Raw genomic sequence first — 17,943 nt, forward strand, 5'->3', positions numbered from 1 at the left:
TTACTCCACCCGGGCCTGGCGGGGCAGCTCGATCGTTGTCAGATCGGCCAGCACGGTTTCGCCTGCAATCGTGCCCTGCCCCAAAGAAACAAGGGGGAAACACCTTCGGGCAGGTACACATCGACCCGGCTGCCAAAGCGGATCAATCCGAACCGTTCGCCGGTGCGCAGCACGGTATCACGTTCGACGAAACACAGGATGCGCCGCGCCACGAGGCCGGCAATCTGCACCACGGCAATCTGGCGCCCGTCCTTGAGGGTCAGCGCCAGCGACATCCGTTCATTGTCCGCACTGGCCTTGTCCAGCGAGGCGTTGAAAAATTTCCCCGGGCGATAGGCAACGGCGGCCACGGTTCCGGCGATGGGGGCACGGTTCACATGACAGTTAAACACGTTCATGAACACACTGACCCGGGTCAGGGGCGTGTCGGCCATGCCCAGCTCTGCCGGGGGGATGGCCGGTTCGATCAAGGACACAACGCCATCGGCGGGGCTGATGATCAGGCCCTCGCGGGTTGGCACCGTGCGTTTGGGATCGCGGAAGAAATAATAGCACCAGACCGTCAGGCCAACCCCGATCCAGCCCAGCGGTTCCCACAGCAAAAACAGCACGAGGGTGATCGCGGCAAAGATCGCCACGAACCTGCGCCCCTCGGGGTGCATGGGTTTGACGAAAGTGGACATCATGTTCATGGTCGGTCGTTTCCTATCGTGGCTGGCTTCCTTTGGCAGAAATGCCGATCAATCACAATGTCCGCGATGCCGCCCCCTTGGCCCCTGCCCCGATTCCGGGCTAAGCCAAGGCAGCACATGCGCAGCACAAGAAGGATACCCCCATGACCGCCCGACGCAAACTGGCCGCTGGAAACTGGAAGATGAACGGCACCGCTTCGGCCCTGTCCGAGGTGCGCGCCCTGCTGGCCGCCCACCCAGACCCGGGGTGCGATATTCTCCTGTGCCCCCCGCCACATTGATCAGCCGGATGGCTGACGTGGCACAAGGGACACCGCTGAGCGTGGGCGGGCAGGATTGCCACGCCGCCGAAAATGGCGCCCATACGGGCGATATTTCAACCGGGATGCTGCTGGATGCCGGGGCCAGCCATGTGATCACCGGCCATTCCGAACGGCGCAGCGATCACGGTGAAACCGATGTGATTGTACGGGCCAAGACCCAAGCCGCCCATGGGGCCGGTCTGATCGCGGTGGTGTGCATTGGCGAAACCCTGGCGCAACGCGAGGCGGGCGAAACCCTGGCGATTTGTGCCACGCAGCTTGCGGAATCGCTGCCCGATGGCGCAACGGCGGCCAATACGATTGTGGCCTATGAGCCGGTCTGGGCCATTGGCACGGGCAAGGTTCCGACGCTGGAGCAGATCCGTGAGGTGCATGGGTTTCTGCGCGCCGCGTTGGAACAGAGGTTCGGCGCGGACGGCAGCGGGATGCGCCTGTTGTATGGCGGGTCGGTCAAGCCGTCGAATGCCACCGAGATTTTTGCGGTGGCTGATGTCGATGGGGCGCTGGTTGGTGGTGCGTCGCTCAAGGCCGATGATTTTGGCGGGATCATCGCGGCGTTGGAGCAGGCCTGAGCGCGCTCATCGCTTCCTGACGGTCGCTCTTCGCTCAGGCGGTCACGTCGTGGTCATATAACCACTGAAACCGCCGCAGCATCATGCCGGGCGCGGTCCGGTTCATCAGCCGCAGCGCGGCATGGGCCGGGCCGGTTTCCCACCAATGGGACAGGTGATAATTGCGCGCATTGGCATTGGCCGCCGCGATGGCCCGGCGCACCCTTTGGGCGCGTTTGCTTTGATACAGCGGCAAAGCCTGCGCCACGGGGTGATCGGCCAGACATCTGGCCAGCACCCAGGCATCTTCGAGGGCCAGATTGGCCCCCTGGGCCAGAAATGGCAGGGTCGGATGGGCGGCATCCCCGATCAGGGCCGCCGCCCCCTGTGCCAATGATCGGCCACGGGATGGCGGAACAACCCCCAGAGGTGAACCTGCTCCACCGCCGCCAGATCGCGCCGCACCCGGTCGCAGAACCCATCGAACACCGCGCGAAACTCTGCCGGATCGCCCACGCTGTGCCAGCTTTCCTCGGCCCAGGCGGTGCGTTCCTGCACGCCCACCAGATTGACCAGCCTACGATTGCGCAGGGGATAGCGCACCAGATGCCGACCGGGGCCGACGAACACCTCGGCTTCGCAGGCGCCCCCGGTGTCGGGGATCAGCGCGCGCCATGCCACCTGACCGGTAAAAAACGGCTCTCCGGGGCCATTCACCACCGGGCGCAGCACCGAGCGCACGCCATCGGCACCAATAATCGGCCCCACAACCTCTTGCCGACCATCGCCAAAGGTAAGCTCTGCGCCCTCTGGCGCAAGCGTTACAGCCGCCACCGGGCGCCCGGTTTCAATGCGCACCCCCGCCGCGCGCGCAGCCGCAGCCAAAACCCCGATCAGATCGGCCCGATGCACAAAGCGAAATCCATCACCCGTCATCGCCATCCGAATCAACCGCCCGCCTGTCGCGCCCGCCCGCAGCACCACGGCATCATTGCGGGTCGAGCGTTCGGTGATCGCCCCCCACCCCGATCGCGCGCAACACCGCCATGCCATTGGGGCTGACCTGAAGCCCGGCGCCGATCTCGCCCAGTGCAGGTGCCCGTTCCAGCACCCGAACCGCAACGCCGAACCGCGCCAGCGCAGTGGCACAGGCCAGCCCGGCAATCCCGCCCCCCAGAATTGTGATCTCAGCCGCGTTCATCGCCCTGCCTGTCAAAAACAAAACGCCGGGGCGCTGCCACCCCGGCGTTCAATGCCTGTCTGTTGTCGCGCTCAATCGTCGCGATGCACCTTTTCGCGCCGCTCATGCCGCTCCTGCGCCTCAAGGCTCAGGGTGGCGATGGGGCGCGCATCCAGACGTTTGAGTGAAATTGGTTCACCCGTCGATTCGCAGTACCCGTATTCACCATCTTCGATCCGCCGCAGGGCGGCATCAATCTTGGTGACCAGCTTGCGCTGACGATCCCGGGTGCGCAGCTCCAGCGAGCCGGTCGGTTTCCTCGGAGGCACGATCCGCCACATCGGGGATGTTGCGCGTGCCATCCTGAAGCCCCTGAACGGTACTCTTGCTGTCGTCCATCAGGTCGGCCTTCCAGGCCAACAGCTTGCGGCGAAAATACTCGACCTGGCGGTCGTTCATGAACGGCTCACCTTCGGCTGGACGGTAATCGTCGGGCAAAAAGGAATCTACCTTCATCTTCTCTCCCTCACATTGCCCCGTGGTGTCATCATACGTGTGATTGGCCATGGGCATCTCCCTTGGGCGGTGCAATATCCGAACACCGGGCGGTTGTCACTAGGCATTCAGGGCACCATGTTGCATTGTGACCGCGTGGTTCGGGCGCGTGAACAAGGACAGGCAGAGGTTTGAAAACACCATGAAATTCACAGGCACCGATGCCTATGTCGCCACCGACGATCTGACCGTTGCCGTAAATGCCGCCATAACCCTGCAACGGCCCCTGCTGGTCAAGGGTGAACCGGGCACCGGCAAGACCGAACTCGCCCGTCAGGTGGCGCAGGCCCTTGGCATGAAGATGATCGAATGGCACGTCAAATCCACCACCCGGGCGCAACAGGGGCTGTATGAATACGATGCCGTCAGCCGGTTGCGCGACAGCCAGTTGGGCGATTCCCGGGTTCATGACGTGGGCAATTACATCCGCAAAGGTAAATTGTGGCAGGCCTTCACGGCCCCTGAACGGGTGGTTCTGCTGATCGACGAGGTCGACAAGGCCGACATCGAATTCCCCAACGATCTGCTGCAAGAACTCGACCGGATGGAGTTTCACGTTTACGAAACCGGTGAAACCGTGCGCGCGCATCATCGCCCCGTGGTCATCATCACATCGAACAACGAAAAGGAATTGCCCGACGCCTTTCTGCGGCGCTGTTTCTTTCACTATATCCGCTTTCCCGATGCCGACACCCTGCGAAAGATCGTGCGCGTCCATCATCCCGATATCAAAGACGCACTGCTGACCACGGCCCTCACGCAGTTTTACGAGGTGCGCGATACGCCGGGGTTGAAAAAGAAACCCTCAACCTCCGAAGTGCTCGACTGGCTGAAACTGCTTCTGGCCGAAGACCTGACGCCCGAGGATCTGAAACATCGTGGCGCCGATGCCTTGCCGAAACTGCACGGCGCATTGCTCAAGAATGAACAGGACGTGCAATTGTTCGAACGGCTGGCCTTCATGGCGCGGGGCCGACGATAATATCAACCGGGCGTGGATGGCGGGCGGGCCGCTGACCGGCGCAGCCGGACAGCCGGGGTGCCCGGCAGACCGCCCAATCTGGTGTTGCCGCGCAACACCTGCCGCCGCCGCTGCACACCGTCGTGCCACCCACCCGCGCTGCCATGGCGTTCGCAGGGGGCATGCCCTAGTGTGGGCCGACTCAATCACGTGACCCGCTGTTTGCCCCTCATTCATTGGCCCGCCCTTCATGACGCTGCATATCCGCCCTCTTGCCTCCACGGACCGCCCGGACTGGACGCGCCTCTGGACTGCCTATCTGGACTTTTATGAAACCGCCCTGCCCGATGCTGTTTTTGACAGCACCTTCGCGCGGTTGCTGGGGGACGATCCGCAGGATTTCAGCGGGCTGATCGCCGCTGTCGATGGTCGGCCTGTCGGGCTTACCCATTACCTGTTTCACCGCCATGGCTGGAAGGTGGAAAACACCTGCTATCTGCAAGATCTCTATGCCGATCCCGACGTGCGCGGCACCGGCGTGGGGGCCGCACTGATCAAGGCCGTCTACGCGGCGGCCGATGCCGCAGGCGCGCCTTCGGTTTACTGGCTGACCCAGGAATTCAACGCCCCCGCCCGCAAACTTTACGACCGGGTCGCGACCCTGACACCTTTCATCAAATACGCCCGGTCATGATGTTGCGCCCCCTTGCCCTTACCGCCTTTGTGGCCCTTGCGGCCTGCGCCCCCGGCGCGCAGACGGACCGCGCCCAGACCAACCTGACGGCCCTGCCGCCAATGAAAACCTTTGCCGCGCCCCATGTGACGCCGCCAAACCGCTCGAACGCATCCCTTGCCGCCGATTTTCTGGATCTGTCCTTCATGCTGGAATCCGGGCGTCCGCTGCCTGTGCTTACCCGCTTTGAAGGCCCGGTAACGATCCGCGTTCTGGGGCAGACCCCGCCGGGGATGCAGGGCGATCTGGACCGCCTGATCGCCCGGTTCCGCAGCGAAGCCGGGATCGACATCAGCCGCGCCCGCCCGAAAAACGCCGCCTCGATCACCATCGAACTGATCCCGCGCGCCGAATTGCAGCGTGCCGTGCCCCAGGCCGCCTGTTTCGTCGTGCCACGGGTCACTGACTGGAGCGATTTCAAACGCAACCGCCGCACCCATGTCACCGATTGGGCCACCCTTGAGGTCCGCGAACGCATGGCGGTGTTCATCCCGTCCGATGTCGCCCCACAAGAGGTGCGCGATTGCCTGCACGAAGAGGTGGCCCAGGCCCTTGGCCCGCTCAACGATCTGTATCGCCTGACGGATTCGGTGTTCAACGACGATAACTTCCGCACTGTCCTGACCGGGTTCGATATGCTGATGCTGCGTGTCACCTATGCGTCAGAGCTGCACTCGGGGATGGATCGCGCCACTGTGGCGCGCCGCCTGCCCGCGATCCTGTCACGGCTGAACCCGGCGGGTGATCGCATCACCACCCCGCCGCGCACCCGTTCCAGCCGCGCCTGGATCACCGAGATCGAAACAGCCCTTGGCCCCCGGGCAACGCAATCGCGGCGTCGCGAGGCCGCGAAACACGCCGTTGAACTGGCCCGCGCCGCCAATTGGAACGACAACCGGCTTGCCTTTTCACTGTTTGCGCTGGGGCGGCTGTCGCTGGGGCGCGACCCGGAACTGGCGCTGGCCGCGTTCCTTCAGGCCGGGGGGATCTATGCCGCCAATCCCAACACCCAAATCCACGAGGCCCATATCGCCATGCAACTGGCCGCCTTTGCCCTGTCGTCAGGGCAGGCCAAGGTTGCGATTGATCTGGTTGACCGGCATCTGCCGACCGTGGCCAATGCCGAAAACGCCGCCCTTCTGGCCAACCTGATGTTGGTCAAGGTCGAGGCGCTGGATCTGTTGGGCCGCACCGCCGAGGCCGACGCCCTGCGCCGTGACAGCCTGGGCTGGGCACGCTATGGGTTTGGATCAGACGCAGAGGTGCGCAAACGGGCCGCAGAAATTGCCGCCCTCAACCCGCGCCGCAGACTTGCGGCCAAAAGCAGGGATGCTTCATGATCATTCTTATCCTGGCGATCATCGGTGCCGTGACCGGCGCCCTTATCGCGCGCAAAAACGGCGGCACCCGGTTGGACATGCTGCAATATGCGGCCAGTCTGGCCATCGCCGCCGCCCTTGTGGGGCTGTTCGTCAGCATTTTCCTGGCCCGATCCCTGTAAGGCGATGTTCCTGCCCTTTTTCGATCAGCTGCGCCAGAACCGCGTTCCGGTGTCCCTGCGCGAATTTCTGGCGTTTCTTGACGGAATGCAGGCCGGTCTTGTCACCTATGATGTCGAGGGGTTTTATTTTCTCGCCCGCTGTATTCTGGTCAAGGACGAACGCCACATCGACCGGTTCGACCGTGCCTTTGCCGCCACGTTTTCCGGGCTTGAAACAATCACCCCCGAACAGGTGCTGAACGCCATCGACCTGCCCGAAGACTGGCTGCGCAAGATGGCGGAAAAGCATCTGAGCGCCGAGGAAAAGGCTGAAATCGACGCCCTGGGCGGCTTTGACAAACTGATGGAGACATTGAAACAGCGATTGGAGGAGCAGAAGGGCCGCCATCAGGGGGGCAACAAATGGATCGGCACCGCCGGTACATCGCCCTTTGGCGCCTATGGATACAACCCCGAAGGGGTGCGCATCGGCCAGAGTGAGAGCCGCCACCAACGGGCGGTCAAGGTCTGGGACCGGCGCGAATTCCGCAATCTGGACGACAGTGTTGAACTGGGCACGCGCAACATCAAGGTGGCCCTGAAACGCCTGCGCAAATGGGCGCGGGATGGTGCCGCCGAAGAATTGGACCTGGACGACACGATCCGCGCCACGGCGCATCAGGGCTGGCTTGACGTGCGCACCCGCCCCGAGCGGCGCAATGCGGTCAAGGTGCTGTTGTTGCTGGATGTGGGCGGATCAATGGACCCGCACATCAAAGTGGTTGAGGAATTATTCTCGGCCGCCCGATCTGAATTCAAACACCTTGAACATTTCTATTTCCATAATTGTCTTTACGAGGGTCTTTGGCGCGACAACGCCCGCCGCTGGAACGCGCAAACCCCAACGTGGGAGGTGCTGCGCACCTATGGCGCCGATTGGAAATGCATCTTTGTGGGCGATGCTGCGATGTCGCCCTATGAAATCCTGTATCCCGGCGGGGCCAACGAACATATGAACCCCGAATCTGGCCAAACCTGGCTGGAGCGCGCCCGCGATCACTGGCCCGATCACCTGTGGATCAACCCCGTGCCCGAACGATACTGGCCCCACACCCAAAGCACCGCGATCATCCGCGATATCCTTGGCCCTGAGCGCATGGTCCCAATGACACTAGAGGGGCTGACCAAGGGCACGCGCACGCTGTCACGGTGATCCGGCGGAGGCGCCTGACGGCGCCACGACATGTTTTGTTTGGCGCCCGTTGCTGGTGGTCTGCCGGTCGGCGCGCGCCGGGTATGCGGTGCAGGTCTGAAACATGCGCCCGCTCTGCGTCACGCTGGCACTTTCAATTCAGCGCTCAACCGGCCATATCCCCCAAAGACCGTCAGAAAAAGAGAGAGCCGCAGCCATGGCCGTGATGGGCCGCCTTGCCGCCAGTTTTGCCATGACCGACCCGGTTTGGGAACGGCACGCCAACCCGTGGTCAGGTCTGACCCGGCTTCCTGTGTTGCCATTGATGGCGCTGGCGATATTTGCCCGGATCTGGATCGGGTGGTGGTGCCTGATTCCACTGGCCGCGCTGATCATCTGGACATGGGTGAACCCGCGCGTCTTTGGCCCCCAGCCAGCACCCGGCACTGGATGTCGCGGGCGGTGATGGGCGAGCGGGTCTGGCTGAACGCCGAAACGATAGAAATTCCGGCCCATCACGCCCGGGCTGCAACCGTGCTGAGCATCCTGTCGGGGCTGGGTTTGGTGCCGCTGGTCTGGGGGCTATGGATATTGGCGCCCTGGGCGGTGGTCTGTGGCTGTGTCATCGTGGTGCTGGGCAAGCTGTGGTTTCTTGACCGCATGGTGTGGCTTTATCACGATATGGCGGCGCTTCATCCCGAATATGCGGCCTGGTTGCGATAAGGCGGCGCTTGCTCTGACGGCTGCCCTGCCCCATATCTGAGGGATGCTGAAGTTTACCCCGATCCTTCTGGCGCTTCTTTACGGGCTGGCGATGTATCGCTTTTCGGCCTGGCGCACGGCGCGCGAGCTGAACGAAAAATCGACTGAGCTGGCCGATTCCACCCTGCGCGCGTTGTGTGATCGCATGGCCGCCGCGCTGGATCTGACGCGGATCAAGGTCCACATCTATGAAATCGAACCGGTCAACGGGCTGGCCGCGCCGGACGGGCGGATATTCATCACCCGGGGGTTTTACGACCGGTATCGCAACGGTGATGTGACCGCCGAAGAAATCGCCAGCGTGATCGCCCATGAATTGGGTCATGTGGCCCTGGGCCATTCCCGGCGGCGGATGATCGACTTTTCCGGCCAGAACGCCCTGCGCACAGCGCTTGCCATGGTATTGTCGCGGTTTCTGCCGGGCATTGGCGTTTGGGTCGCCGGGATGGTGACATCGCTTTTGGCGGCGCGTCTGTCGCGCAAGGATGAATACGAGGCCGACGCCTATGCCTCGGCGCTGCTGACCAGCGCGGGCATCGGCACCACGCCGCAAAAGACGCTGTTCACCAAGCTGGAAGCGCTGACCGGCGCGCGGGGGGCGCCGCACCCGCCTGGCTGATGAGCCACCCCAAGACCCACGAACGGATCGCCGCGATCGAAGCGAACGAGGCGCGCTGGGGATAAATCGGCGCCACCAACAAAAACCGACAGGGTTTGAAACTTTGCGCCGCCCCTGCCCGTGGGTTCGCACAGAAGATCAACCCCCGGAGGACCACCATGCGCTCGATCCTGAAAACCACAACCCTTATCATCGCCCTGGCCGCAGGCCCCGCCTTTGCCGCCAGCCATTCGCAGACCGACAACCCGATGGTGGGTGGCGCGGCGATGTTTGCCGACAAGAACATTGTCGAAAACGCCCTGAACTCGGCCGATCACACCACGCTGGTCGCTGCGGTCAAGGCCGCCGGCCTGGTCGACACCTTGATGGGCCCCGGCCCGTTTACCGTGTTCGCCCCCACGAACGAAGCCTTCGCCGCCCTGCCCGATGGCACGGTTGAAACCCTGCTGAAACCGGAAAACAAGGCGATGCTGACCAAGATCCTGACCTGCCACGTGGTCGGGGCCAATGCCATGTCCGATGCCATTCGCGGCATGATCAAGGACGACGGCGGCACTCATCCGGTGCCAACCCTGGGCGGTTGCACGCTTCAGGCCAAGTATGACGGCGACACCATCACCCTGACCGATGAAACCGGCGGCGTGGCCCATGTGACCATCGCGGATGTAAAGCAATCCAACGGCGTGATCCATGTGATCGACAGGGTGCTGCTTCCGGCTGAGGAAAAGGCCGAAGCGATGCCGATGGAAACCGACATGGCGGATGACAAGATGGCGGAAACCATGCCGATGGAAACCGGCATGGACAAGGACAAGATGGCCGACGGCAAAATGGCCATGAACGATAACCCCATGGTCGGCGGCGCCGCGATGTTTGCCGATAAGGACATCATCGACAACGCGGTGAATTCGGCCGATCACACTACTCTGGTTGCTGCCGTAAAAGCCGCCGGTCTGGTCGAGGCCCTGAAAGGCCCCGGGCCGTTCACCGTGTTCGCCCCCACGAACGAGGCGTTTGCCGCCCTGCCCGATGGCACGGTCGAAACCCTGCTCAAGCCGGAAAACAAGGCAACGCTGACCAAGATCCTGACCGCGCATGTGGTGGCTGGTAAATGGTCGGCTGCCAATATCGTGGCCAAGGCCAAAGCATCACGCAGCGGGTTCTTCAACTTTACCACCCTGTCGGGCGACGCCCTGTCGGCCAAGGTCACCCCGTCGGGCGCTGTTTATATCTTCGATGAAAGCGGGAATGCGTCAAAAGTTACGATTGCAGACGTTAATCAGTCAAACGGCGTGATCCATGTCATCGACGGTGTGCTGCTGCCCAAGTAAGCGGGTCAGACAGCACCAACTGGACCGCCCACCTTGGTGGGCGGTCTTTTTGTGGCCAATCAGGCGGCGGCCTCTACCGCCCGCCCGGTCAGCACCTTGACCAGATGCGCGCGATACGCTGCGCTGCCGTGGGTGTCGGCAATCATGCCCGCCGCCGAAACCGAAAGCCCGGCGATTGCCCCGGCGGTGAAATCATCCGACAGCGCCGCTTCGGCCTCGGACCAGCGGAACACGCCGCTTTCCGACGCGCCTGTCACCGCAACACGCACCCCATCAAAGAACCTGGCAACAAACACCCCGACCAATGCAAACCGCGATGCGGGCTGGGCGAATTTCTGATAATTCGACACCTCAGGCACCGGAAATTTCACCTCGGTCACGATTTCACCCTCGTCCAGCGCGGTGGTGAACAGGCCCTGAAAGAAATCATCTGCCGCAATTTCGCGCCGGTCGCTTACGACCGTGGCGTCGGTGCCCAGAACTGCCGCAGGGTAACAGGCGGACGGATCATTGTTGGCCACCGACCCGCCAATGGTGCCGCGGTTGCGCACCGCCGGATCACCGATCCGCGCGGCCATGCCCGCCAGCCCCGGAAAGACGTCTTGTTCGGCAATGGCACGATGAACGGTGCCGCCACCGATGCACAGCCGCCCGTCATCATCGGTGCGGATGCCCTGCATTTCGCCAATGCCCGACAGCGACACCAGCTTGCCCGGCATTGCCAGCCGCGCCTTTAGGGTCGGAATCAGGGTTTGCCCGCCACCCAGCGCCTGGGCGTCGTCTGTGGCCAGGGCGGAAACCGCCTCGGCGATGGTCGACGGGCGCTCGATCTCGAATGCGTACATGTCATTTTCCTTGTGTCCGAAGAAAGGGCGATTGCCCCGGCTTCGTCTTGGTCCAAATACTCAAAAACCGCCGTCAACAAACCTATTCGGCGGCGATGGCGCCGGCGTCCTGACCACTGGCGGCCATAATTGCCCTGACGATGTTGTGATAGCCGGTGCAGCGGCAGAAATTGCCTTCAAGATAGGCGCGGATGTCCTGCTCACTGGGCTTGGGGTTGTCTTTCAGCAGGGCCGCCGCGCTCATCACCATGCCGGGGGTGCAAAACCCGCATTGCAGCCCATGATAGTCGCGGAACGCCTGTTGAATCACCCCAAGCGAGCCATCGGCGTTGGCCATGCCTTCGATGGTGGTCACCTCGGCGCCCTCGGCCTCGGCGGCAAACATGGAGCAGGATTTCACCGCCGCACCATTCACATGCACCACGCAGGCGCCACATTGGCTGGTGTCGCATCCCACATGGGTGCCGGTCAGCCCGAGATCACCGCGCAGAAATTCGACAAGCAGGGTGCGCCCTTCGGCCTCACCGCTGACGGCGCGGCCATTCACGCGCATGGATACCTTGGACATTACAGCTCTCCTGATCTTGCTTGGCCGAGTTAAACCACGGGTTCCGGGGATTGAGAACCTCTCTTTTCACTTGACACCCGGCACCCCGACACCGGGCACGGTGCCGCTTAGCCACCCTCGCGCGGTCGTGGGCGGCTGGGAATTTCCTTGAGCAATCCGCCCACCCCCATGCCCATGATATCGGCCCCCGATACAGGCACGCCGCAGATCACCCGTTGCAGCACCCAATCCGCCCCGTTCAGGGCGGGCGAACGCACACAGCCCGGCAGACCGATCACCGGGCGCCCGTTCAGATCGCCCAGAAACAACAGATTGCCCGGATCGACCGGCATCCCGTAATGTTGCACCCGCCCCCCGGCCCGGCGCAGAGCGGCAGGGGCCACATCATCGCTGTCCGACGTGGCCGTGGCCGTCAGGATCAAAATCATGTCGCCCGTGGCGCGGGCAATCGCATCGGCCAGCATCGCTTCATCATGGGGCACCCTTTGGCGATCCTCCATCGAAACCCCCATCGCCGACAGGCGCGCGGCAACCGCCCGTGCGCCCTTGTCGCCCAGATCGCGCCCGCCTGTGGTTTCGATGAAACCGGCGCTGCGCAGGGCCGGACTGGCCAGGGTCAGCGCGCCGGGGGCCAGCGTTTCGGCCTGTTTCAGGGGCGTTTCGTCTACGGCATAGGGGATGATCTTGATCGTGGCGATCATCACCCGGTCATCCACCCAATGCCAGGGGGGCACGGTGGCCACGGTGATGGCCGGGTCCAGCCGGTTGATGGCGGTTATTGCGGCGGCGTCAATCTGAACGATCCCGCCCGCCGTCGCGTAAAAGTTGACCCGCCCCGTCGCCGCCTTTGAAACCCGCAACCCCGCCGCCCCCTGCAACAACGCCGCCCCCAGCCGGGTGGCGGCAACGTCTTCGTGAACATCGCCCGGGGTCAGGCGCGCCACCGTTACCGCATCAACCCCCGCACCGTGCAACGCGGCAATATCCTCGGCGTTCAGCCAGCGCCCCTTGCGCAGCCGGCCCTTGGGCAGGTCCACCGAATGCGCCAAAATCGCGCCCTCGGCCATATCCAGTGGGACAGTTGAAAATTCCATCAGCCTTGCCGCAGGCACTGGGTGATTTCAGCCATGATCGCCACGGCAATTTCCGCCGGGCTGCGCGCCCCGATATCAAGGCCCACCGGGGCGTGAATCCGGGCAATGGCCGCCGCATCGAACCCCGCCTGTTCCAGACGGGCGCGGCGTTTTTCATGGGTGCGGCGCGACCCCAGCGACCCGATGTAAAATACCGGTGCCCCAAGGGCCGTGATGATCGCCGGATCATCCAGTTTCGGATCATGGGTCAGGGTCACAACCGCCGTGCGCGCATCAAGCCCATGCGCCGCAAGGGCGGCATCGGGCCAGTCGTGGATCAGCGTTTCACCGGGAAACCGCGCCGCAGAGGCGAACGCCTCGCGCGGGTCAACCAGCACCGCGTCATAGCCCAGCATCGCCGCCATGGGCATCAGGGGTTGCGCGATATGCACGCCCCCGACCACCACCAGCCGCAGGGGCGGGTTGTGAATGCCGACAAAGGTTTCGCCGTCTTCTTCAAACCCCGAACGATCCAGCCGGAACCGGTCGGGAAATGCCTCTGCCCCCACCAGACGGCGCGACCAATCGGCGGTATTCACCACATAGGCCACTTGCGCCCGTTCGGCGCGCTGTTTCACCAGATCGGCCAAAAGCGGCACCGGAATATCCCGCTCTATCGCCTCGACAAGCACCCGGATACGCCCGCCACAGGCCAGCCCGACGGCAAAGGCCTCGTCATCGCTGACGCCGAATTCCAACATCCGTGGCCCGCCCTGCTCCACTGCCTCCAGCGCCTCGACCACCACGGCGCCCTCGACACAGCCGCCGGACACGCTCCCGGCGATTTCGCCCTCGCCCGAGATGGCCAACTGGCTGCCCACCGGGCGGGGGCCGACCCCCATGTTTCAACCACAGTGGCCAAGGCCGCCCCCTTGCCGGCACGGTGCCACGCAAGGGCAGTTTCGGGAATATCGTCAAATCCGGCGGTCATGGGGGGATCCTCGCATCTGTCCGGGTGGATCATGAGACAGAGCGCGCGGCGTGTCCAGCGCAAGAGCAATATGGCCCGCCATGGCCCGGCAGGGCGGCACCCCATGCACCGGGGCGCCGCATTTTCGTTTGGCGTCAGGCCGCCGTCATGATGTGAATCTGGCGCGCGGCCATCTTGTCATTCACCAGCTTTCCGAACGCCGCCATATGGGGTGCGGCGCCGTGGGCATCCAGATCGGCCTGTGTGGCCCATTCTTCGATCACCACGATCGTATCGGCGCCATAAGGCGCGTTGCCCGCCCCTGAATCCACCGAAGGGATGTATTTCAGGCACCCCTTTTCGGCCCGCACCTCATCCACGAGATCGGCAAATGCGGCCAGAACGGCATCGCGCGCGCCGGGTTTGGTTTCCAGAACGGCAATAACGTGAACGATGTCTGACATGGGATATTCCTTTTGAGTGTCAGCTTCTGACCTTAACGATCTGACCGGCAGTCGCAATCGCGCGCCGCCCTTGCAGATTTTCCATCACCGCCACCGCCATTTGATGTTACCTTGGGTCATGCTGACAAAACCGCGAGGTGCCTGCCATGCCAACCACCCCCGTCTTTTTGCCGCCGCCCTTGTGCTGTGCCTTGCCGCCGCGCCCGCCCTTGCCGCCCGGTTCGAGGCGGCGGTGATCGGCAACGTCAGCTATCCCGCCGCACCGCTGGCCAACGCCGCGCGTGACGCCACCACCGTGGCACAGGCATTGGCCGAGGCGGGGTTTGCGGTATCCACCCATTTTGACATAAAGCGCGCTGATATGCCCCGGGTTCTGGATGAAATCCGCGCCCAGTTCGACGGTGCCGAGATCGGCGTTGTTTACTATGCAGGCCACGCGTTTCAGTTCGACGGCCAGAATCAACTTTTGGCCGTGGATGTGACCGAACTGACCGCCGATCAGATCAACGCCAAGCGGTTTCCCCTCAGCGATGTCATGCAGGCCGTCGCCGTCGCCCCCGGAACCGCAACGGGTGACGCCCTGCGCGTGGTGTTTGTCGATGCCTGCCGGAACGATCCGTTTTCGGCGCTCGATTCATCCTATGCGCGGGGGATTTCGTTTCAGGAAAGCGGCGGCGCCCAGACCCTGATCGCCTATTCCACCAGCGCGGGCGAATTGGCCTTTGACGGGCCAAAGGGCGGCAACGGCCCCTATGCCCTGGCCCTGTCGCGCGCCATCCGCAACGAAGGCACGACCATTTCATCGGCCCTGCGTGCCGTGCGCCGGGATGTGCGCGTTGCCACGGACGGGCTGCAAATCCCCTGGGTTGTCGGCTCGATCGAGGTTGATCCCACGTTCGGCCCCGACACCGAACGCAGCGATGCCGTGCAGGTGGCCAGTGCCGATGGCCCCAGCCTGGACGAGGTGCTGTGGTATTTTCTGCAACATGACCTGACCACCGATGGGCTGCGCGATTTCGTCAGCATCTTTCCCCAAAGCCGTTACACCCCCGACGCCACCCGCCGGATTGGCGAGATTGCCGAAGCGACCGACAACAACAGCACCCGCGGCCTGACATTGGTCGGAGGGGCCGTGACCGCCGCCACCCTGCAAGGGTTGGCCCGCGCCTCGGAGGCCGCCGAAGTGATTGGCGAAACCGAAGTGAACAACACAATTCCGGCGGAATTGTTCGCGATCTGGCCAGATACCCTGCCTGATGCGCCCGGGGGATTGAACGGAATCGTGACCAAATGCGATGTTCTGGCCTCGGACCCCGCCGATCCACAGCGCGTGGCGCCCCCCACCCGTGACGGGCTGGTGAACCTGCGCAATGCGGCGCGGGCCTGTGCGGCGGCGCTCAGCAATGATCCCGAAAACCCCCGGCTGCTGTTTCAGTTCGGGCGCATCCTTGACGTGGCCGGGCGGTATGACTGGGCGCGCACCTATTACAACCGCGCCGCGTTTCGCGACTATTCCGCCGCGCTGACCAACCTTGGTTATATGGCGATCCGGGGGCGCGGCGGCGCGCGGAACTATGACGCCGCAGGCACCTATTACCGGCGCGCGGCGGCGTTGGGCAATCTGCGGGCGCGCACCAATGTGGGCACCATGTATATTCGCGGACAGGGGCGCGACGCGCAGCCCGAGGAAGGCGTGCTGTGGTATCGTCTGGCCGCTGGGATGGGGTGGGCCAATGCACAGAATGCGCTGGCCGATCTTTATCGCAAGGGGATTGGCGTTGAAAAAGACGAACAGGCCGCCCTGTCGCTGTATCAACTGGCCGCCGCCAATGGCCAGCGCGAGGCGATGAACGCCCTTGGGCGCAGCTATGCCCATGGCTGGGGCACGCAAAAGGATCGGGGGAAATCGCACCTGTGGTTTGAACGGGCGGTGGCGGCGGGGGATCGCTTTGCGCCGCGCTTTTACGCGCAGGATCTGATCGCCAGCGGCGCCGCCAAGGATGACCCCGACCGCGTGCTTGACCTGTTCCGCCTGTCGGCGGATCGCGGGTTTCTGGACGGGTTCCGCGAATTGGCCCGCGCCTATTCCGAGGGTAAACTGGTAAAGCGCGACCTGCCCCGCGCCTATGAAAACGCGCGGCGCGCCGAAATCGGCAAGGTGCGCGACATTGATGATCTGATCACCGGTATTCGTGCCGATCTGGGGGCGGATGCGGTGGCGCGGATCGACGCGAAAATCGCCAGCGAACAGCGGCTCAATGGGCTTTGATCCCACCCCCGAGATCGCCGCCCAATCGGCCAGCTATCTGCGGCGCAGGCGGCTGTTGGAAGGGCCGGATCAGACGGCGCAGGCCTTGGTCGAAACCCTGAAAACCCGGGTTCTGGCCGAGGCGGAGGAGGTTGCCGGCTGGCTGGAACAGGTGGAAAGCGCGCGTGCCAGCGCCCCCATTGTCACGCTGAACACCGCATCCTGGGTAGCGTTGGAGCGGCGCGAATGGGCGCTGGCCGACAGGTTGGCGCGCGAAACCATCAACCGCGATCACCACGATCTGTTGGCGCAACGTCTGGTCGATGCGGCCGCCGAACAGGCCGCCGATCTGATTACTGAAACCGACCGTTGGCTGGCCAGTCGAACCTGCGCGGCACCCTTCAACGAGATGGAATCGCGCACCAACGGGCAGGTGCATTTCTGCTGTTCCGCCTGGCAACCCGCCCCCATCGGGCCATTGAATGCCACGGGCGACGACGGATTCTGGAATTCGCCCAGCGCGAGGGAAATCCGCCGGTCGGTGCAGGAGGGCGACTTTTCCCATTGCAGCCGCTGGCATTGCCCCGCCATCGCCGGGCGCCGCCTGCCCGCCCGCGATGCGACCGCGAAACGCGCGTTGCGGGTCGATCATGGACCCACCCGGGTGATCCTGTCCCATGACCGGTCGTGCAACATTTCATGCCCCAGTTGCCGCACCGAGGTGATAACCCTCGATCATGCAGCGACCGAGCGGCTGAACACCCTGTTTCAGGAAAAGATGCTGCCGCTGGTGCGCGCCGCCGAGGTGGTCAAGGTGACTGGCTCGGGCGATCCGTTTGGCAGCCGCCATTTCCGCACCCTGATGAAGCAACTGACCGATACCATGCCCCCCGAGCGACGGATTCAACTGCACACCAACGCCCTTTTGGCCAATGAACGCGCCTGGAACGATCTGGGCCTTTGGGGGCATGTATCGTCGGTCTGGGTGTCGATTGATGCCGCCGATCCTGAAACCTATCGGGTGGTGCGGCGCGGCGGGGAAATGGCAACCCTGCTGCCCAATCTGCGGTTTCTGGGGCGGTTGCGCCACAGCGGCGCGATTGACAGTTTCCGGCTGGATTTCGTGGTGCAGGATATGAATTTCGATGAAATGGGCGATTTCACCGATCTGGCCCGGCAGGTGGGGGCCGATAGGGTTTATTTCCTGCGGCTGCGCAACTGGGGGCATTTCGATGCTGCCAGCTTTGCGGAAATGGATGTCTGCGCGCCCGATCACCCCCGGCACGGCGCCCTGTTGGCACGGCTGGGCGATCCGCGCCTGAGTACCCCGGGCGTCGATCTGGGCAGCATGGCGACTTTGGCGCGCGCCGCCGCAGCCTGAGCGTGTTCTTGCCCC

The 17,943-nt window shown here is 63.6% G+C and carries 12 protein-coding genes and 8 pseudogenes; 12 read left to right on the forward strand and 8 right to left on the reverse strand.

The window, feature by feature from the left end; genetic code table 11:
- Positions 1-692: pseudogene (locus AC0L7P_RS15115) on the reverse strand (phosphatidylserine decarboxylase).
- A 143-nt stretch (positions 693-835) separates the two neighbouring features.
- On the opposite strand from AC0L7P_RS15115, the pseudogene tpiA reads away from it, so the two are divergent.
- Positions 836-1,587: pseudogene (gene tpiA, locus AC0L7P_RS15120) on the forward strand (triose-phosphate isomerase).
- A 34-nt stretch (positions 1,588-1,621) separates the two neighbouring features.
- Here the strand turns inward: tpiA and AC0L7P_RS15125 are convergent.
- A pseudogene (locus AC0L7P_RS15125) lies at positions 1,622-2,788 on the reverse strand (FAD-dependent monooxygenase).
- Between the two features lie 50 nt (positions 2,789-2,838).
- Positions 2,839-3,262 (reverse strand): annotated as a pseudogene (gene dksA / locus AC0L7P_RS15130) (RNA polymerase-binding protein DksA).
- Between the two features lie 181 nt (positions 3,263-3,443).
- On the opposite strand from dksA, the gene AC0L7P_RS15135 reads away from it, so the two are divergent.
- The 9 genes and pseudogenes from AC0L7P_RS15135 to AC0L7P_RS15175 all read left to right on the forward strand — a co-directional run bounded on the left by AC0L7P_RS15135 (position 3,444) and on the right by AC0L7P_RS15175 (position 10,379).
- On the forward strand, positions 3,444-4,283 hold the full coding sequence (locus AC0L7P_RS15135) for an AAA family ATPase (RefSeq protein ID WP_473433481.1): 840 nt from the start codon (positions 3,444-3,446) through the stop codon (positions 4,281-4,283).
- A gap of 229 nt (positions 4,284-4,512) precedes the next feature.
- On the forward strand, positions 4,513-4,956 hold the full coding sequence (locus tag AC0L7P_RS15140; RefSeq protein WP_473433482.1) for a GNAT family N-acetyltransferase: 444 nt from the start codon (positions 4,513-4,515) through the stop codon (positions 4,954-4,956).
- Entirely contained in the window at positions 4,956-6,335 is a 1,380-nt protein-coding gene (locus tag AC0L7P_RS15145; RefSeq protein WP_473435477.1) for a DUF2927 domain-containing protein, read from the forward strand. The genes AC0L7P_RS15140 and AC0L7P_RS15145 overlap by 1 nt, the downstream gene beginning before the upstream one ends.
- A complete protein-coding gene (locus AC0L7P_RS15150; RefSeq protein ID WP_473433483.1) occupies positions 6,332-6,496 on the forward strand; it encodes a hypothetical protein in 165 nt (54 codons plus the stop codon). Before AC0L7P_RS15145 ends, AC0L7P_RS15150 begins: the two co-directional genes overlap by 4 nt.
- Before the next feature lie 4 nt (positions 6,497-6,500).
- On the forward strand, positions 6,501-7,688 hold the full coding sequence (locus tag AC0L7P_RS15155) for a vWA domain-containing protein (protein WP_473433484.1): 1,188 nt from the start codon (positions 6,501-6,503) through the stop codon (positions 7,686-7,688).
- 232 nt (positions 7,689-7,920) lie between these two features.
- Positions 7,921-8,390, forward strand: a pseudogene (locus AC0L7P_RS15160) (DUF6653 family protein).
- A gap of 43 nt (positions 8,391-8,433) precedes the next feature.
- A pseudogene (locus AC0L7P_RS15165) lies at positions 8,434-9,113 on the forward strand (M48 family metallopeptidase).
- Positions 9,114-9,206: 93 nt separating this feature from the next.
- A pseudogene (locus tag AC0L7P_RS15170) lies at positions 9,207-9,767 on the forward strand (fasciclin domain-containing protein); the annotation flags it as partial.
- Between the two features lie 69 nt (positions 9,768-9,836).
- A complete protein-coding gene (locus AC0L7P_RS15175) occupies positions 9,837-10,379 on the forward strand; it encodes a fasciclin domain-containing protein (protein ID WP_473435478.1) in 543 nt (180 codons plus the stop codon).
- Between the two features lie 59 nt (positions 10,380-10,438).
- Here AC0L7P_RS15175 and AC0L7P_RS15180 read toward each other — a convergent pair whose 3' ends face one another.
- The 5 genes and pseudogenes from AC0L7P_RS15180 to AC0L7P_RS15200 all read right to left on the reverse strand — a co-directional run bounded on the left by AC0L7P_RS15180 (position 10,439) and on the right by AC0L7P_RS15200 (position 14,299).
- Positions 10,439-11,224 carry an FAD binding domain-containing protein gene (locus AC0L7P_RS15180; protein WP_473433485.1) on the reverse strand — a complete coding sequence of 262 codons (786 nt, stop codon included), beginning with the start codon at positions 11,222-11,224 and terminating at the stop codon, positions 10,439-10,441.
- 82 nt (positions 11,225-11,306) lie between these two features.
- Complete coding sequence (locus tag AC0L7P_RS15185; RefSeq protein WP_473433486.1) at positions 11,307-11,792, reverse strand: (2Fe-2S)-binding protein; 486 nt, start codon at positions 11,790-11,792, stop codon at positions 11,307-11,309.
- A 107-nt stretch (positions 11,793-11,899) separates the two neighbouring features.
- Complete coding sequence (locus tag AC0L7P_RS15190) at positions 11,900-12,886, reverse strand: molybdopterin-binding protein (RefSeq protein ID WP_473433487.1); 987 nt, start codon at positions 12,884-12,886, stop codon at positions 11,900-11,902.
- A pseudogene (locus AC0L7P_RS15195) lies at positions 12,886-13,856 on the reverse strand (XdhC family protein). Before AC0L7P_RS15195 ends, AC0L7P_RS15190 begins: the two are co-directional and overlap by 1 nt.
- A gap of 134 nt (positions 13,857-13,990) precedes the next feature.
- Positions 13,991-14,299, reverse strand: a complete 309-nt coding sequence (locus AC0L7P_RS15200) for a putative quinol monooxygenase (RefSeq protein ID WP_473433488.1) — start codon at positions 14,297-14,299, stop codon at positions 13,991-13,993.
- A gap of 118 nt (positions 14,300-14,417) precedes the next feature.
- Here AC0L7P_RS15200 and AC0L7P_RS15205 point away from each other — a divergent pair, with 118 nt between their 5' ends.
- Positions 14,418-16,568, forward strand: a complete 2,151-nt coding sequence (locus tag AC0L7P_RS15205) for a caspase family protein (RefSeq protein WP_473433489.1) — start codon at positions 14,418-14,420, stop codon at positions 16,566-16,568.
- On the forward strand, positions 16,558-17,928 hold the full coding sequence (locus AC0L7P_RS15210) for a radical SAM/SPASM domain-containing protein (RefSeq protein ID WP_473433490.1): 1,371 nt from the start codon (positions 16,558-16,560) through the stop codon (positions 17,926-17,928). Before AC0L7P_RS15205 ends, AC0L7P_RS15210 begins: the two co-directional genes overlap by 11 nt.
- Positions 17,929-17,943 lie beyond the last annotated feature (15 nt).

Source organism: Oceaniglobus sp. K40-3 (genome assembly GCF_055808395.1).

What these genes read in the sequence shown, in the direction of transcription:
- AC0L7P_RS15135 (WP_473433481.1), top strand. Translation starts at nt 3,444, where the DNA reads ATGAAATTCACAGGCACCGATGCCTATGTCGCCACCGACGATCTGACC.
- AC0L7P_RS15140 (WP_473433482.1), top strand. Translation starts at nt 4,513, where the DNA reads ATGACGCTGCATATCCGCCCTCTTGCCTCCACGGACCGCCCGGACTGG.
- AC0L7P_RS15145 (WP_473435477.1), top strand. Translation starts at nt 4,956, where the DNA reads ATGTTGCGCCCCCTTGCCCTTACCGCCTTTGTGGCCCTTGCGGCCTGC.
- AC0L7P_RS15150 (WP_473433483.1), top strand. Translation starts at nt 6,332, where the DNA reads ATGATCATTCTTATCCTGGCGATCATCGGTGCCGTGACCGGCGCCCTT.
- AC0L7P_RS15155 (WP_473433484.1), top strand. Translation starts at nt 6,501, where the DNA reads ATGTTCCTGCCCTTTTTCGATCAGCTGCGCCAGAACCGCGTTCCGGTG.
- AC0L7P_RS15175 (WP_473435478.1), top strand. Translation starts at nt 9,837, where the DNA reads ATGGAAACCGGCATGGACAAGGACAAGATGGCCGACGGCAAAATGGCC.
- AC0L7P_RS15180 (WP_473433485.1), bottom strand. Translation starts at nt 11,224, where the DNA reads ATGTACGCATTCGAGATCGAGCGCCCGTCGACCATCGCCGAGGCGGTT.
- AC0L7P_RS15185 (WP_473433486.1), bottom strand. Translation starts at nt 11,792, where the DNA reads ATGTCCAAGGTATCCATGCGCGTGAATGGCCGCGCCGTCAGCGGTGAG.
- AC0L7P_RS15190 (WP_473433487.1), bottom strand. Translation starts at nt 12,886, where the DNA reads ATGGAATTTTCAACTGTCCCACTGGATATGGCCGAGGGCGCGATTTTG.
- AC0L7P_RS15200 (WP_473433488.1), bottom strand. Translation starts at nt 14,299, where the DNA reads ATGTCAGACATCGTTCACGTTATTGCCGTTCTGGAAACCAAACCCGGC.
- AC0L7P_RS15205 (WP_473433489.1), top strand. Translation starts at nt 14,418, where the DNA reads ATGCTGACAAAACCGCGAGGTGCCTGCCATGCCAACCACCCCCGTCTT.
- AC0L7P_RS15210 (WP_473433490.1), top strand. Translation starts at nt 16,558, where the DNA reads ATGGGCTTTGATCCCACCCCCGAGATCGCCGCCCAATCGGCCAGCTAT.